Source organism: Marinobacterium sp. YM272 (assembly GCF_050908845.1).
Classification (GTDB): domain Bacteria; phylum Pseudomonadota; class Gammaproteobacteria; order Pseudomonadales; family Balneatricaceae; genus Marinobacterium_D.
This window is the reverse complement of sequence record NZ_CP194171.1, coordinates 4,063,819-4,077,931: the sequence shown is the minus strand read 5'-3', so window position 1 is coordinate 4,077,931 and position 14,113 is coordinate 4,063,819. Positions and strand designations below refer to the sequence as shown.

The following is a 14,113-nucleotide window of genomic DNA, read 5'->3' as shown; positions in this document are numbered from 1 at the left end:
AATCCTCGGTTCGCGGCGGATCAGGAGATAACGATCAGCGGCTGGTCGAATTCGACCGGCTGGCCATCTTCTACCAGGATCGCTTCGACGACGCCGGACTTGTCAGCTTCGATCTGGTTCATCATCTTCATCGCTTCGACGATGCAGACAACGTCACCGGCCTTGACGCTCTGGCCTACTTCAACAAATGCGCCAGCGGTGGGAGACGGCGCGCGATAGAAAGTACCCACCATCGGTGATTTTACGGAATGACCTGCAGGTTCTGCGGCGGGCGCTGCCACTGCGGCTTCCGGAGCAGCCGCCGGCTGGGCCGGAGCGGCGGCCGGTGCCGGCGCGACCATCGGCATCGGAGCGTAGGCAGCCTGCTGAACCAGGCCAGAGGTCCGGCTGATGCGAACCGACTCTTCTCCTTCTTTGATCTCGATCTCGTTGATGTTGGATTCTTCGAGCAGTTCGATCAGTTTTTTAACTTTGCGGATATCCATCGGAATAGAGTCTCGGAACTTTTGGGTGTTTGGGGAGAATAGCTTTTCTCCTGTGAACCGTTCGGCGGCGCTGATGTCTCGGAGAACTGACCGGCTGAATCGGGCGACAGAAGAGCATTAACATCTAAAGGCGTAAGTGTGCATTAAAGGGGTTTAGCTGTCCACGGGAATCGGCATCTTTCCCGCATTAGCCCGCCTGTTTGCCGACGTTTCCCGCTCTTTTGCCTTAAAGGTGGTCGATAATTACGCATCTGTCCACTTTGGCGGAAGTGACGTGTGTCTGCCCGTGAACGGGGCCGGGCGCGTTGACCGGAATGGGTAAATTGGCCATAGTGCAACGCATCATTGGGAGTGTTGCGGCCTGATATCAAAACCCCAGTGTTATTAACCGGGAGCTTGCCGAAAGCCAGCCGGTAGAGGTTACCGCCGGCGCCCCGGTATACGGGGCTCGCCGATGAAGCAGCGCGATAATTCGGACGTATAAAGGGATAGCATGTTAGAGAGTGTGCAGCGAACCTGGTTAAAGTTTTGGGATGCTCTGGTCGCCCGGCTGGGGGCTGGCAAGGTCGCCAAGGCTGTGTTGGTGCTGCTGGCCGTGTATCTGGTCGGTGCTGCCGGTATAGGTATCTACTGGAGTTTCGAGCCGGGTCGTTTCGATGTGGCCGAAGAGACCAGGATCGATGCCGAGGCTGCTGGTGAGAAGCCGGTGATCGGTTATCAGACCTCCACCGCGCTTATCCGCACGATGGAAACCCTGCTCGATAAGCCGGGCGGTTATATCACCAACGACCGTTTCCCGCCGGGACTATGGCTGGATAACATGCCGCACTGGGAGTACGGAGCGTTGGTTCAGGCCCGGGATATGGGCCGGGCGATGCGTAAGACATTCAGCCGCTCCCAGTCTCAATCCACCGAAGACCCGAACCTGGCCAAGGCGGAGCCGCTGCTGCAGTCCGACTCCAATTTCTGGATACTGCCCTCCTCGGAAGGGCAGTACCGCAAGGCACTGAAAGCGTTGCGCGCCTACCGTGCGGACCTGTCCAACCCCGCTCAGGGAACGGCCCAGTTTTACGCTCGTGCCGATAACCTGCGTGACTGGCTCGGCGATGTCTCCACCCGTCTTGGCAGCCTGTCTCAGCGGCTCAGTGCCAGCGTCGGCCAGCGCCGCCTGAACACCGATCTTGCCGGTAGCCCTGGTGCGGCCCAGTCCACGGCGACAGCGCCGGAATCGCTGATCCAGACGCCCTGGCTTGAGATAGACGATGTTTTCTACGAGGCACGGGGCACCGCCTGGGCGCTGATCCATCTGCTGCAGGCGGTGGAGGTCGACTTCGCTGACACCCTGGAGCAGAAGAGTGCCCGCGTCAGCCTGGATCAGATCATCCGCGAGCTGGAGGCGACCCAGGAAACCATCTGGAGCCCGATGATTCTCAACGGTACCGAGTTCGGTCTGCTGGCCAACCACTCGTTGGTCATGGCTTCCTACATTTCACGCGCCAACGCTGCAATTATCGATCTACGCGACCTGCTCTCGCAGGGCTGAGTGGTCGAGTTGCCTGCTGGCGCCCCAGTGCGCGAGTGATAGAGGTGTATTAATGCGTCGAGTTGTGTTCAATCAGAAAGGCGGTGTCGGGAAATCGAGTATCGCTGTCAACCTGGCGGCGATCAGCGCTGCCAGAGGGAAGAGGACACTGGTGGTCGACCTGGATCCCCAGTGCAACTCCACGCATTATCTGCTGGGTGATGGAGCCAATAACCCGGATACGGACATTCGCGACTTTTTTGAACAGACGCTGAGCTTCCAGCTTAAGCCCGCTGACCCCAATACCTTTGTCCACACCACGCCGTTCGACAACCTGTGGATCATCCCGTCCCACCCGGATCTTGGCGATCTGCAGTCGAAGCTTGAATCCAAGCACAAGATTTATAAGTTGAAAGAGGCGCTGGAAGCGCTGCTGGACGGGTTCGATGCGATCTACATCGATACGCCGCCGGCGTTCAACTTCTTCACGCTGTCGGCGCTGTGCGCGGCGGAGAGATGCCTGATTCCGTTCGACTGTGACGATTTTGCCCGCCAGGCACTCTACAGCCTGCTGAACAACGTGCAGGAAACGCGCATGGATCATAACGATGCGCTGGAAGTGGAGGGGATAGTGGTGAACCAGTATCAGCCGCGCGCGTCGCTGCCGCAGAAGATCGTCGCCGAACTGCTGTCGGAATCGCTGCCGGTGTTGAACACCCGTATCCCGTCATCGGTGAAGATGAAAGAATCTCACACGGCGGCGCAGCCGCTGATCCAGCTGGCGCCCAAGCACCGGCTGACAGCCGAGTTCGTCAACCTTTATGACGAGCTGCACCCCGCTTGAGATCAGTTTGAATGCCGGCGCGTTAGCGCTGCGGGCGGCGACCGTTCAGCGCCTTGCGGCGCAGGTTCAGCAGCCAGCACCCCAGTGCAGCCGCCGATACGGTCAGGATCACGACTTCCGTCATGGTATACCTGTTTGATTTGTAATTACCCCGATTCTAACGGCTGCTGTCTGTCACGCAACCCCTGAATCCGGACCTGTCGCGCTCAGGTAATTACAGGCCTTTCACCGCAAAGATGCCGGGGGCGTTGCGCCAGTATCCCTGGTAATCCATGCCGTAACCGAAGATGTAGCGATCCTCCACCTGCAGGCCGATGAAATCCGCTTTCAAATCCGGCCGTGCCTTACGCTCATGCAGCTTATCCACAAGCACGGCGCACTGCACGCTGGCAGCGCCGGCATCGCGGCAGTGATCGATAATGGCGGCCAGGGTATGACCCTCGTCCAGAATATCGTCGATGATCAGTACCGGGCGGTCCTTGAAGTCGATCATCGGCGGCACCTTCCACTCCAGCTCGTGGCCGGACGTGGTGTTGCGGTAGCGGGTGGCGTGCAGATAGCTTGCCTGCAGCGGGAAGTTGAGCATCGGCAGCAGTTGTCCGGCGATCACCAGGCCGCCGTTCATGACACTGAAGACCACCGGGTCGGCATCACCGAGCTGCTCTGTGATCTTCGCGGCCATCTGCTGGATCGCGGACTTGACCTCCATCTCGCTGAATAGCAGGTCTGATTCGATGTAAACCTGCTTGATGTGCGCCAGATCGGTGCTGCTCATGCTGATCCCCTGATTTCGCAGACAGTAAAAACGCGAACCATAATGCCCTTTGGCGGTAAGGGCAACTCTCATGGGTGACAGTTGGTGGTGCTTTGGTTAGTCTTGCCGCGAAATTTTGATATGTTGGTCAGATTCTTGCGTGGTAAATGTTCAACGAGGGGGTAGGTCATGAGCGTACATGAGATTCGTCATCCGCTGGTGCGGCATAAACTGGGACTGATGCGTTCGGTCAACAAAAGCACCCGCAGCTTCAGGCAGCTTGCAGCCGAGGTCGGCTGCCTGCTGACCTATGAGGCTACCAAGGATCTGGAGCTGGAAGAGTACGAAGTCGAAGGTTGGTGCGGTCCGATTCAGGCGGAGCGGATCAAGGGTAAGAAGTTTACCGTGGTGCCGATTCTGCGTGCCGGTATCGGCATGCTCGATGGTGTGTTGGAAGCGGTGCCGAGTGCCAAGATCTCCGTGGTCGGCCTTTACCGCGACGAAGAAACCCTGGAGCCGGTGCCGTACTTTGAAAAACTCGCCAGCGATATCGACTCCCGCATGTCACTGATTGTGGATCCGATGCTGGCCACCGGCGGCTCCATGATCGCCACCATCGATATGCTCAAGGAAGCGGGCTGCACCAGCATTCGTGCGTTGGTACTGGTGGCTGCGCCAGAAGGGATCAAGAAAGTGCAGGAGGCCCATCCGGATGTGGAGATCTACGCGGCGGGCATCGATTCCCACCTCAATGAGCAGGGATACATCATCCCTGGGCTGGGGGATGCCGGCGACAAGATCTTCGGCACCCGCTGATGGAGCGCGACATGGTTCAGTCCAATACCCAGTCGCTGGGCAATTTTAACTGGAAGATGATCCTGGCCGGTGCGCAGATGCTGTTCGTGGCGTTCGGCGCGCTGGTGCTGATGCCGCTGCTGACAGGCCTGGATCCCAACGTGGCCCTGTTCACCGCCGGTATCGGCACACTGCTGTTCCATCTGGTAACCGGGCTCAATATCCCTATCTTCCTGGCATCGTCGTTCGTATTTATTGCGCCGATCAGCTACTCGACGCAGACCTGGGGCGTGCCGGCGACCATGGGCGCCCTGATGGGGGCCGGTGGCGTCTACATGCTGCTGGCTCTGCTGGTGAAGCTGAAAGGTCCCGGCATTATCCATCGCATTATGCCGCCGGTGGTCACAGGTCCGGTGATCATGATTATCGGTCTTGGCCTGGCGCCGATGGCGGTGAATATGGCCATGGGCAAGACCGGCGATGGCGCCGTAGAGCTTTTCCCCTATGTCGATTCCATCATCGTTTCTATGATCGCGCTGCTGACGACACTGCTGGTGTCGGTGTTTGCCCATGGCATTTTCCGCCTGCTGCCGATCCTGTCCGGTGTCTTTGTCGGCTATCTCGCCGCCTGGGGGATGGGCATGGTGGACTGGAGCGTTATCAATGAAACGCCGATGGTCTCGGTGCCGTCGTTCGTGATGCCCGAATTCAACTGGCAGGCGCTGCTGTTTATGATTCCGGTGGCGATCGCGCCGGCGATCGAGCATGTGGGTGATGTGATCGCCATCGGCAATGTCACCGGCAAGGACTATATCCGCAAGCCCGGTCTGCATCGCACCCTGTTTGGTGACGGCCTGGCCACCAGTGCGGCGGCGTTGTTTGGTGGACCGCCCAATACCACCTATTCAGAAGTGACCGGCGCCGTGATGCTGACCCGTGCATTCAATCCGGTGGTGATGCTCTGGGCCGCCGCTGTCGCCATCACCCTGGCTTTCGTCGCCAAGTTCGGCGCGCTGCTGCAGACCATTCCGGTGCCGGTGATGGGCGGCATCATGATCCTGCTGTTCGGCTCTATCGCCTCGGTGGGTCTCAATACCCTGATCAAGGCACACGTGGATCTGGGCAAGCAGCGCAACCTGGTGATCGTGGCCACTGTGCTGGTGTTCGGTATCGGCGGTATGGCATTGGGTAATGGCGATCTGAACCTTCAGGGTGTCAGCCTCTGCGGTATTGTCGCGATTATCCTGAACCTGGTGCTGCCGGGGGCGGATCCGCTGCCCGGTGATCTGCACGAAGAGGAAGAGGTGGTCGACGATATCGTCGAGCATTCACGCTGATCAGAAAGGGCGGCCAAGGCCGCCCGGTTTGCTCCTCTGGGAATGAAAAAAGCCCGCAGTCGTTAACCGGCTGCGGGCTTTTTCAGGTGCTTTTTTCAGGAGCACTGGAAGGCGCTTATTTCTGCGCTTCGTAAGCTTCTACAGACTTGCGGACCGCTTCGCGGGCAGCTTCGGCGTCGGACCAGCCTTCAACCTTGACCCACTTGCCTTTCTCCAGCTTCTTGTAGTTTTCGAAGAAGTGAGAGATCTGGTCTTTCAGCAGCTGCGGCAGGTCGTCGACATCGTTGATGTCGTTGTAGGCCTGGCTCAGTTTCTGATGCGGAACCGCAACCAGCTTGGCGTCTTCGCCGGCTTCGTCGGTCATGTTCAGAATACCGACCGGACGGCAGCGGATAACGGAACCGGTCATTACCGGGTGCGGGGTCAGGACCAGCACGTCCAGCGGGTCGCCGTCGTCAGCCAGGGTGTTGTTCACGTAGCCGTAGTTGGCCGGGTAGAACATCGGTGCCGCCATGAAACGGTCAACGAAGATCGCGTCCGCATCCTTGTCGATCTCGTACTTGACCGGAGAGCTTTCGGCGGGGATTTCGATGATCACATAGAGGTCATCCGGCAGTTCTTTACCGGCAGGCACTTTCGCAAAGCTCATGCGTCTCTTCCTGTTAGTCGTGTTAAAGGGTCGGATCTGATACCTGAACGGCATTATACGCAACGTGCCGCTCAGGGATGAATACTACTTACTGCTGAATAATCGTCGGCGTGTCCTGGTGGTACTGCATTGCCGTTTCCACCTCTTCCTTGGACCCGAGCGCAACAGCGACACGCTGGTGAATGTGCGCCGGCTGGACGTCCAGGATGTCTTCGTAGCAGGTGGTGGAGCGTCCGCCGGCCTGCTCGATCAGCATGCTCATCGGATTGCCTTCGTACATCAGGCGCAGCTTGCCGGGCTTCTTCGGATCGCGGGAATCCCAGGGGTAGGTGAAGATGCCGCCGCGGGTCAGTACGCGATGCACTTCGGCCACCATGGAGGCAATCCAGCGCATGTTGTAGTTCTTGCCGCGCGGGCCTTCGGCGCCAGCGAGCAGGTCGCCCACATAGTTGCGCATGGCCGGTTCCCAGTGACGCTGGTTCGACATGTTGATTGCGAACTCCTTGGTGCTCTCCGGCACGCTGACCTGTTCGCGGGTCAGCAGGAAGTCACCGGTGTGCGCCAGGGTGAACATGTTGACGCCGTGGCCGGTGGTCAACGCCAGAACGGCGGACGGGCCGTAGAGTACGTAGCCGGCGGCTACCTGTTTGCGGCCAGGCTGCAGGAACAGATCGACGCTGTCCGGGGTGCCGGTTTCCGGCACTTCCAGGATGGAGAAAATGGTGCCGACAGAGACGTTGACGTCGATGTTGGAAGAGCCGTCCAGCGGATCGAAAGTGACCAGGAAACGACCGTCGGGATTGCCGAACACAGGATCGTCTTCCTCTTCCGAGGCAACGCCGCGTACCAGGCGGTTATCAAGCAGAACTTCCTTGAGGATATCGTTGGAGATGACATCCAGCTTTTTCTGGGTTTCGCCCTGAACATTGGTGTCGCTGGTGGTGCCGTGGATGCCGGCAAGTGCGCCTTCACGCAGTTGCAGGGCGATCTCCTTGCAGGCGACCATCAGGATGTCGATCAATTCGACCAGTTCGGTATCGGTGTCGTGGTTTTTTAAGTAGGCGCTGAGCAGCTGCATCGGATTAGTGGACCTTGTCAGTTCCGGGTCAAGAGTGCGCTAAATTATACGCCAACAATGGCCATATTGCATGGCGTTATGCGGCTTTCAACCCGATGGGAGTAACAGCCCGCGGGCAAAAAAGTTATCATGGCGGCTTATTTTTTCGGGGGGACCGACGTGCACATTCATATCCTCGGTATCTGCGGCACTTTCATGGGGTCACTGGCGCTGCTGGCCCGTGAACTTGGCTACCGCGTGACCGGCTCCGACGCCAATGTCTATCCGCCGATGAGCACCCAGCTCCAGCAGCAGGGTATCGAGTTGATCGAGGGCTACGATCCGGCGCAGCTGGAACCGGTACCCGACTGCGTGGTGATCGGCAATGCGATGACCCGCGGTAACCCCTGCGTCGAGGCGGTGCTGGAGCGTGGTCTGAACTACACCTCCGGTCCGCAGTGGCTGCACGATCATGTGCTCAGGGAGCGCTGGGTGCTGGCGGTGTCCGGCACCCACGGCAAAACCAGCACGGCGACGATGCTGGCCTGGATCCTGGAGCAGGCCGGTATGGCGCCGGGCTTCCTGATCGGCGGTATTCCGCACAACTTCGACAGCTCGGCGCGTCTCGGTGAAACGCCGTTTTTCGTCATCGAGGCGGATGAATATGACACCGCCTTTTTCGATAAGCGCTCCAAGTTTGTGCATTACTGCCCGCGCACGCTGATCATGAATAACCTGGAATTCGACCACGCCGATATCTTTCCGGACCTGGCCGCGATCCAGCGCCAGTTCCACCACCTGATTCGCGTGGTACCGGCGGGTGGGCAGGTGATCTGCCCCGCCGACAGCGCAGCGCTGGCCGAGGTGATCGATATGGGCTGCTGGAGTGAGACCCTGCCGACCGGACAGGATGCGCAATGGCGAGCCGAAGCACTGAGTGACGATGGCAGCCGGTACGCGATCATCCAGAGCGACGAAAACGTCGCCGAGGTTAACTGGGCGCTCACCGGTGCCCATAACGTCAGTAATGGCTTGCATGCGCTGCTGGCCGCCCGGCATGTGGGCGTGACCCCGGTGATCGCCGCCGAGGCGCTGAGCAACTTCGGCGGTGTAAAACGTCGCATGGAACTGCTCGGTGAGGCGGATGGAGTCAAGGTCTACGATGACTTCGCTCATCATCCCACGGCGATCGAAACCACCCTGGCCGGCATTCGCGCGAAGATAGGTGATGCGCCGCTGCTGGCGGTGATCGAACCGCGCTCCAACACCATGCGTCTTGGTGCTCACAAGCAGGCGCTGGCAGCGTCGGCGGCACTGGCCGATGCGGTCTACTGGTATCAGCCGGAGGGGATCGACTGGTCGCTGGACAGCGTGATTGACGCCAGTACGAACCCGGCCAGTCCGCACCGTGATATCGCTGCGCTGGTCGAGCAGCTAGCGCTGGATGCCCAGCCCGGCACTCACCTGGTGGTGATGAGCAATGGCGGCTTCGGTGGTATCCACGGCAAGCTGCTGGCACGCCTGCAGCAGAGGAGCGGGCAATGAGTGCAGAGTTTTCACGCCGCGTGACCCTGGCGATCACCGGTGCGTCCGGTGTTCAGTACGGCCTGCGCCTGCTGCAGTGCATGCTGGCGGCGGACGTGCAGGTACTGCTGCTTATCTCGCGGGCGGCGCAGGTGGTAATTGCCACCGAGACCGACCTGAAGCTGCCGGGACAGCCGGATCAGCAGGAGGCGTTTCTCAGTGAGCTTTACGACGCGCGGGAAGGGCAGCTGAAGGTCTATGGCCGTGAGCAGTGGATGGCGCCGGTGGCGTCCGGCTCTGGTGCGCCCAGCTCGATGGTGGTCTGCCCCTGCAGCACCGGCTCGCTGTCGGCCATCGCCTGCGGTGCCAGCAACAACCTGATTGAACGCGCCGCCGATGTGGTACTCAAAGAGCGGCGCCAGCTGATACTGGTACCCCGGGAGGCACCTTATTCCGAGATCCACCTGGAGCATATGCTCAAACTGACCCGCATGGGCGCGGTGGTGATACCGGCAAGCCCCGGCTTTTATCAGCGCCCCGGCAGTGTCGAGGAGATGGTGGATTTTATCGTCGCCCGCATACTTTCCCAGCTGGGGATCGAACAGTCCCTGCTGCCGCGCTGGGGCGACAATCTGCTTTGACTTAATAAAACCTCAAGCTGCGTCGCCTAGAGTGACGCAGGCTTTTAGCTTACGGAAAACCGATGTCCCGAATACTTGCCCTGGATACCTCGACCGATGCCTGCTCCGTGGCCTTGAGTCTTGAGGGGGAAATACACCACAAATTCGTCGTCGAGCCGCGCCGTCATACCCATCTGTTGCTGCCGATGGTTGAAGAGGTGCTGGCCGAGGCCGGCGTAAAACTGGCGACCCTGGATGCGATCGCCTTTGGGCGCGGCCCCGGTTCTTTTGCCGGTATCCGGATCGCCACCGGTGCGGCCCAGGGGCTGGCGCTGGGTGCGGATCTGCCGCTGCTGCCGGTCTCGACACTGGCGGCGATGGCGGTGACGGCCGGTGAGCGATTCCCCGAGGCAGTGCGCGTGGCCACGGCCCTGGATGCGCGGATGGACGAGGTCTACTGGGGCGCCTTCGATCTGAGCGGAGATCTGCCGCGGGCGTTGATCGACGAGTCGGTGCGTGCCCCCAAGGATGTTGAGCTGCCAGAAGCGGATAGCTGGATCGGCGTTGGCAGCGGCTGGCGCTATAGCGAGCAGATGCCCCAGGCGCTGACAGCGACCATCCAACAAACCGACCTGGAGTGCTACCCGGATGCCCGCGCCATGCTGGTGCTGGCCGAGGCGCAGCTGGCGGCGGGTGAGGGGCTCAAGCCGGAAGACGCATTGCCGGTGTACCTGCGTGAAGGCAGCTGGAAGAAAAAGGACCAACAGTGACACTGGCCGACTGGATTCACACCGTTTTTCTCGCCCTGATTCAGGGGCTGACCGAGTTTCTGCCGATATCAAGCTCGGCCCACCTGATCCTGCCGTCCCAGCTGCTCGGCTGGCCTGATCAGGGGCTGGCGTTCGATGTGGGGGTGCACGTCGGTACACTGGTCGCGGTGGTGTACTACTTCCGCCGCGAGGTATTAACCATCAGCCTGGCCAGCATTGCCGCCATGGGCGGGCGTCGCAGCCCGGAAGGCAAGCTGGGCTGGCTGGTGGTGTTGGCAACTATCCCGGCGGTGATCTTCGGCGGCCTGTTTGGTGACCTGGTGGATGAGTATGGCCGCTCGATCCTGGTGATCGCCGCTACTACGCTGATCTTTGGTGTGCTGCTGGGTTGGGCGGATCTGAAAGGCAGCCGCGTCAGGAAGACCGACAGCCTCGGCGTGAAGGATGCGCTCACTATCGGCCTGGCCCAGGCGGTAGCGCTTATTCCCGGTACATCGCGCTCGGGTATCACTATCACCGCGGCGCTGATGCTCGGCTTTGAGCGTCAGAGTGCGGCGCGTTTCTCTTTCCTGATGTCGATCCCGGTTATCCTCGCGGCTGGCAGCCTGAAAACCCTGGAGCTGATCCAGAGCGACGCAGAGGCCCACTGGATGATGATCGGCAGCGGCGCGGTGCTGGCTGCACTGAGCGCGTTCGCCTGTATCTACCTGTTCCTGAAATGGCTCGACCGCATCGGCATGATGCCGTTCGTAATCTACCGCCTGGTTCTGGGCTTCGTACTCCTGGGTGTCTGGTTTGCTGGCTGACGAGAATCTGCTCCTGGTGGTCGCATCGAGCTGTGCCGGGCGTCTGGACGAGGCGCGGCTGCTGGCCGAACAGCTCGGGCTGCCTTTTGCCGAATCCCCGGATCTTGAATCCACTGAGGTCGCGCAGTACCTGCTGTTGACGGAAGAGGCACTGGTGCTGCAGCAGACCGGGCGCAAGCGGCCAGGTCCGGTACTGGCCGATTTTGTCACCGGTGCCGTGGCGCACCGGCGCCAGTTTGGCGGTGGCAAGGGGCAGATGATCGCCAAGGCTTGTGGCATCAAGGGGAGTATCAGGCCAAGCATCGCGGATGTGACCGCAGGTCTCGGTCGGGATGCCTTTGTGCTCGCTACCCTGGGCTGCGAGGTCAGCCTGGTGGAACGCTCGCCGGTTGTGCATGCGCTGCTGGCCGATGGTCTGGCGCGGGCGGCGCAGTCCGAGGTGGCCGATATAGTGGCGCGGATGACGCTGCATGGTGGCGATGCCCGTGACTGGCTCCGTTCGCTGAGCGAGGCAGAGCGGCCGCAGGTGGTGCATCTTGATCCGATGTTCCCGCACAGCGATAAGTCGGCGCAGGTGAAAAAAGAGATGCTCGCCTTCCGTGATCTGGTCGGTGCCGATGCGGATCAGGCGCAGCTGCTGGAGGCTGCTCTGGACGTGGCGCAGTGCCGGGTGGTGGTGAAACGGCCGCGCAAGGCGCCCCCGATCGACGGTCCCGAGCCCTCCTATCGGCTGGAGGGCAAGTCAGGCCGCTATGATGTGTATGCGCTGAAAAAACTGGATTAGTGCTGGCTCAGCCAGTGGTCGCTTTCACGTATCAGTACATCGGGCAGCAGTTTTCGGCCCACGCGCAGGATCGGGGACAGATCCCGGGCTGCGCTCAGGCGGCCCTCCCTCCTGTTCAGCAAATGCTGTCTTTCCAGGGTATCCACCAGCGGTTTCAGCTGGCGCTCGTCGGCATAATCCGGCGCTTGGTGCCCGTACCAGCGGTGAATATGGGTGGCCAGTGCGCAGGTGGTTTCCACCAGCTGCTGCTCCCGGATCTCCGGTTGCTGGGCGATCAGCCGCACCAGCAGATATTGGCGCAGCAGCAAGGTTTCGGCCAGACGCATCAATGCCAGTGCCAGCAGACTTTCCCTTGGTCGTAGATAGATCCCTTCGGCTCTCAGCAGCCCCTGCGTCAGCAGAACCTCTCGTGTCTGCTGGGCCGAGAGTGCCTGCGGCGCCAGGGTGAATTCTGCCGCGATATAGGGTTCCAGTGCGTTCATCAGCCGGGTGAGAGTGGAGCGGTTCGGTGCGGGCAGACGGGCGGCGAGCAGCAGGAGCAGGCCGGGCATGATCAGTGCGTGTGCCAGATTGTTACGGTAATAGCAGAGCTCGCCGCTCTGTTTTTCCGAGGCGACCAGATGCTGGCCGTACAGACTGAGTTGCTGTCTGCGGATAACCGACTTGAGCAGCTGCTGCGGCGGTTGGTCCCCGGCCGGCAGGGCAACGCCCAGCCCGGGAAGCAGTTGGTTGATATCCGCGATCCCCTGTTCCAGTGACTGCCGCTGGATTGAGTTGTCGGCACCGCCGAGGACCAGTGTGGCAACGCGGGCGGTTTCCGAGGCCAGGGTAGCGCCGCTGATCTGCTGCATAACCTGCTGTGCGATCTCTGGGGTGGGCTGGCGCGCCTGTGTGGGAGCGGTGAACAGCGGTTCCCCCACCTTCAGATAGGCACCGCCACAGCGGCGGAACAGCAGGGTGATCGAGGAGAGCAGGCCAAGCAGGCTTTCCGGACGCTTGGGGGTGCCGGCCAGTTCACGCTGGTACTGGCTGTTATCGAGGCAAAGGTCGTAATTGACGGAGATAGGTACCAGTGCCAGCGGGGCCGCCTTCTGCTGTTCCCCGTGGCTCAGCAGCATCTCCAGCAGACCCAGTTTGGGAGGCAGCAGGCGACCGGTACGACTGCGTTGCCCCTCGATAAACAGCTCGAAGCTGTGCTCTTTGAGCAGTAGTTGCTCCAGATAGACGCGCACCAGGCAGGTATAGAGTGGATCGTCGAGAAAGCTGCGCCGCAGGAAAACCGCGCCGCCACGTTTCAGGATCCGGCCGACCAGCGGCAGGTTCAGGTTTTCCCCGGCGGCGATGTGCGGCAACGGCAGACCGCGCTGGTACAGGCCCCAGGAGATCAACAGGTAGTCGATATGGCTGCGGTGGGCCGGCAGGTAGACAAGCTGATAGCTCTCGCTCAGTTGCTGCAGGCGCTGCAGGCCTTCGAACTCGATACGTGGATAGAGATGTCGCAGTAGCAGCCCAAACAGCGGGTCGAGCCAGCGCACGGTGTTGTGGTGATAGTGGGCGCTCATTGACTCAAGTCTCTGGTGCGCCTCTCTTTCCAGCTCGAAGGCCGGCCTGTCGAGCCGCTGCGCCTCGCTGGCGATCGCCTGGCGCACCCGCTCGTCCGAGAGTATCTCCCCGATCTGGCTGCGCCGCTGCTCCTGCCGGGCTTTCAGTGCGCGGGGCAGGCGACGGATACGTGCGTAGAGTGAGGCCAGCATCGACATGCGGCTGTCAGTAGTGAGGTGGGGGTTGGTCGTTTTCCTCGATGCCGGCTGACTTGATTTCGGTGTTCAGGAACTGAATCATCCGCTTCAGCTGTTCAAGGTCTTTCTCCTGCCTGGCCACGATATCGCTGAGTTTGTCGATCGCTTCTTCCTGGAACGCGATGCGCGATTCGAGCTCGGCGATCCTGTCTGCTTCCGACATGGCGATCTCCTGTTTCTGGTGGTGGATGGCTTTTGGGGAAGCATAGTCAAAACCGGCGGGAGTTAAAACAACCCGAACCGCTGTATTTAGGGTATAAGTTGTTGAAAAAATGCGCTTAATGCGATATATCTCGACGGTTGACCGTGTCGGAAGCACAGGCACGGCGTTTCTAACGATAAAATTTTTACTGAGAAGAGAAAACGT

General features: G+C 60.4%; 15 protein-coding genes. 9 read left to right on the top strand and 6 right to left on the bottom strand.

Going from position 1 to position 14,113, the window contains the following annotated elements; genetic code table 11:
- Positions 1-20: 20 nt before the first annotated feature.
- Positions 21-485, bottom strand: coding sequence for an acetyl-CoA carboxylase biotin carboxyl carrier protein (gene accB, locus ACQUQP_RS18235; protein WP_432696460.1), 465 nt, complete (start codon positions 483-485; stop codon positions 21-23).
- Positions 486-978: 493 nt separating this feature from the next.
- Here accB and ACQUQP_RS18230 point away from each other — a divergent pair, with 493 nt between their 5' ends.
- Positions 979-2,028: a DUF2333 family protein gene (locus ACQUQP_RS18230; protein WP_432696459.1), complete on the top strand. Its 1,050-nt coding sequence runs from the start codon at positions 979-981 to the stop codon at positions 2,026-2,028.
- A 52-nt stretch (positions 2,029-2,080) separates the two neighbouring features.
- Positions 2,081-2,851 carry a ParA family protein gene (locus tag ACQUQP_RS18225; RefSeq protein ID WP_432696458.1) on the top strand — a complete coding sequence of 257 codons (771 nt, stop codon included), beginning with the start codon at positions 2,081-2,083 and terminating at the stop codon, positions 2,849-2,851.
- A 214-nt stretch (positions 2,852-3,065) separates the two neighbouring features.
- On the opposite strand, the gene ACQUQP_RS18220 is transcribed toward ACQUQP_RS18225, so the two are convergent.
- Positions 3,066-3,626 carry a hypoxanthine-guanine phosphoribosyltransferase gene (locus tag ACQUQP_RS18220; RefSeq protein ID WP_432696457.1) on the bottom strand — a complete coding sequence of 187 codons (561 nt, stop codon included), beginning with the start codon at positions 3,624-3,626 and terminating at the stop codon, positions 3,066-3,068.
- Positions 3,627-3,794: 168 nt separating this feature from the next.
- Here ACQUQP_RS18220 and upp point away from each other — a divergent pair, with 168 nt between their 5' ends.
- Together upp and ACQUQP_RS18210 are read left to right on the top strand one after the other, a co-directional pair.
- Positions 3,795-4,421: a uracil phosphoribosyltransferase gene (gene upp, locus ACQUQP_RS18215; RefSeq protein WP_432696456.1), complete on the top strand. Its 627-nt coding sequence runs from the start codon at positions 3,795-3,797 to the stop codon at positions 4,419-4,421.
- An 11-nt stretch (positions 4,422-4,432) separates the two neighbouring features.
- Positions 4,433-5,737, top strand: a complete 1,305-nt coding sequence (locus ACQUQP_RS18210) for a uracil-xanthine permease family protein (protein ID WP_432696455.1) — start codon at positions 4,433-4,435, stop codon at positions 5,735-5,737.
- A 115-nt stretch (positions 5,738-5,852) separates the two neighbouring features.
- Here the strand turns inward: ACQUQP_RS18210 and ppa are convergent, their stop codons facing one another.
- Positions 5,853-6,386 carry an inorganic diphosphatase gene (ppa, locus tag ACQUQP_RS18205; RefSeq protein WP_432696454.1) on the bottom strand — a complete coding sequence of 178 codons (534 nt, stop codon included), beginning with the start codon at positions 6,384-6,386 and terminating at the stop codon, positions 5,853-5,855.
- Between the two features lie 88 nt (positions 6,387-6,474).
- Entirely contained in the window at positions 6,475-7,464 is a 990-nt protein-coding gene (locus tag ACQUQP_RS18200) for a class 1 fructose-bisphosphatase (RefSeq protein ID WP_432696453.1), read from the bottom strand.
- A gap of 159 nt (positions 7,465-7,623) precedes the next feature.
- Here ACQUQP_RS18200 and mpl point away from each other — a divergent pair, with 159 nt between their 5' ends.
- The 5 genes from mpl (at position 7,624) to ACQUQP_RS18175 (ending at position 11,947) form a co-directional block, all read left to right on the top strand.
- On the top strand, positions 7,624-8,988 hold the full coding sequence (gene mpl / locus ACQUQP_RS18195) for a UDP-N-acetylmuramate:L-alanyl-gamma-D-glutamyl-meso-diaminopimelate ligase (protein WP_432696452.1): 1,365 nt from the start codon (positions 7,624-7,626) through the stop codon (positions 8,986-8,988).
- Positions 8,985-9,608: a flavin prenyltransferase UbiX gene (locus tag ACQUQP_RS18190; RefSeq protein WP_432696451.1), complete on the top strand. Its 624-nt coding sequence runs from the start codon at positions 8,985-8,987 to the stop codon at positions 9,606-9,608. Before mpl ends, ACQUQP_RS18190 begins: the two co-directional genes overlap by 4 nt.
- A gap of 62 nt (positions 9,609-9,670) precedes the next feature.
- On the top strand, positions 9,671-10,357 hold the full coding sequence (gene tsaB, locus ACQUQP_RS18185; protein WP_432696450.1) for a tRNA (adenosine(37)-N6)-threonylcarbamoyltransferase complex dimerization subunit type 1 TsaB: 687 nt from the start codon (positions 9,671-9,673) through the stop codon (positions 10,355-10,357).
- The gene (locus ACQUQP_RS18180) at positions 10,354-11,163 is read left to right on the top strand and encodes an undecaprenyl-diphosphate phosphatase (protein WP_432696449.1); all 810 of its coding nucleotides are present in this window, start codon (positions 10,354-10,356) and stop codon (positions 11,161-11,163) included. The genes tsaB and ACQUQP_RS18180 overlap by 4 nt, the downstream gene beginning before the upstream one ends.
- Entirely contained in the window at positions 11,153-11,947 is a 795-nt protein-coding gene (locus tag ACQUQP_RS18175) for a class I SAM-dependent methyltransferase (protein WP_432696448.1), read from the top strand. Before ACQUQP_RS18180 ends, ACQUQP_RS18175 begins: the two co-directional genes overlap by 11 nt.
- Here ACQUQP_RS18175 and ACQUQP_RS18170 read toward each other — a convergent pair.
- Positions 11,944-13,707 (bottom strand): 1-acyl-sn-glycerol-3-phosphate acyltransferase, encoded by a 1,764-nt coding sequence (locus ACQUQP_RS18170; protein ID WP_432696447.1) that lies wholly within the window; start codon positions 13,705-13,707, stop codon positions 11,944-11,946. The genes ACQUQP_RS18175 and ACQUQP_RS18170 overlap by 4 nt on opposite strands.
- A 7-nt stretch (positions 13,708-13,714) precedes the next feature.
- Positions 13,715-13,909 (bottom strand): SlyX family protein, encoded by a 195-nt coding sequence (locus ACQUQP_RS18165; RefSeq protein WP_432696446.1) that lies wholly within the window; start codon positions 13,907-13,909, stop codon positions 13,715-13,717.
- Positions 13,910-14,113 lie beyond the last annotated feature (204 nt).

Coding starts and splice junctions, on each gene's coding strand:
- accB (WP_432696460.1), bottom strand. CDS start 485: ATGGATATCCGCAAAGTTAAAAAACTGATCGAACTGCTCGAAGAATCC.
- ACQUQP_RS18220 (WP_432696457.1), bottom strand. CDS start 3,626: ATGAGCAGCACCGATCTGGCGCACATCAAGCAGGTTTACATCGAATCA.
- ACQUQP_RS18190 (WP_432696451.1), top strand. CDS start 8,985: ATGAGTGCAGAGTTTTCACGCCGCGTGACCCTGGCGATCACCGGTGCG.
- ppa (WP_432696454.1), bottom strand. CDS start 6,386: ATGAGCTTTGCGAAAGTGCCTGCCGGTAAAGAACTGCCGGATGACCTC.
- ACQUQP_RS18210 (WP_432696455.1), top strand. CDS start 4,433: ATGGTTCAGTCCAATACCCAGTCGCTGGGCAATTTTAACTGGAAGATG.
- tsaB (WP_432696450.1), top strand. CDS start 9,671: ATGTCCCGAATACTTGCCCTGGATACCTCGACCGATGCCTGCTCCGTG.
- ACQUQP_RS18200 (WP_432696453.1), bottom strand. CDS start 7,464: ATGCAGCTGCTCAGCGCCTACTTAAAAAACCACGACACCGATACCGAA.
- ACQUQP_RS18165 (WP_432696446.1), bottom strand. CDS start 13,909: ATGTCGGAAGCAGACAGGATCGCCGAGCTCGAATCGCGCATCGCGTTC.
- ACQUQP_RS18225 (WP_432696458.1), top strand. CDS start 2,081: ATGCGTCGAGTTGTGTTCAATCAGAAAGGCGGTGTCGGGAAATCGAGT.
- ACQUQP_RS18170 (WP_432696447.1), bottom strand. CDS start 13,707: ATGTCGATGCTGGCCTCACTCTACGCACGTATCCGTCGCCTGCCCCGC.
- upp (WP_432696456.1), top strand. CDS start 3,795: ATGAGCGTACATGAGATTCGTCATCCGCTGGTGCGGCATAAACTGGGA.
- ACQUQP_RS18230 (WP_432696459.1), top strand. CDS start 979: ATGTTAGAGAGTGTGCAGCGAACCTGGTTAAAGTTTTGGGATGCTCTG.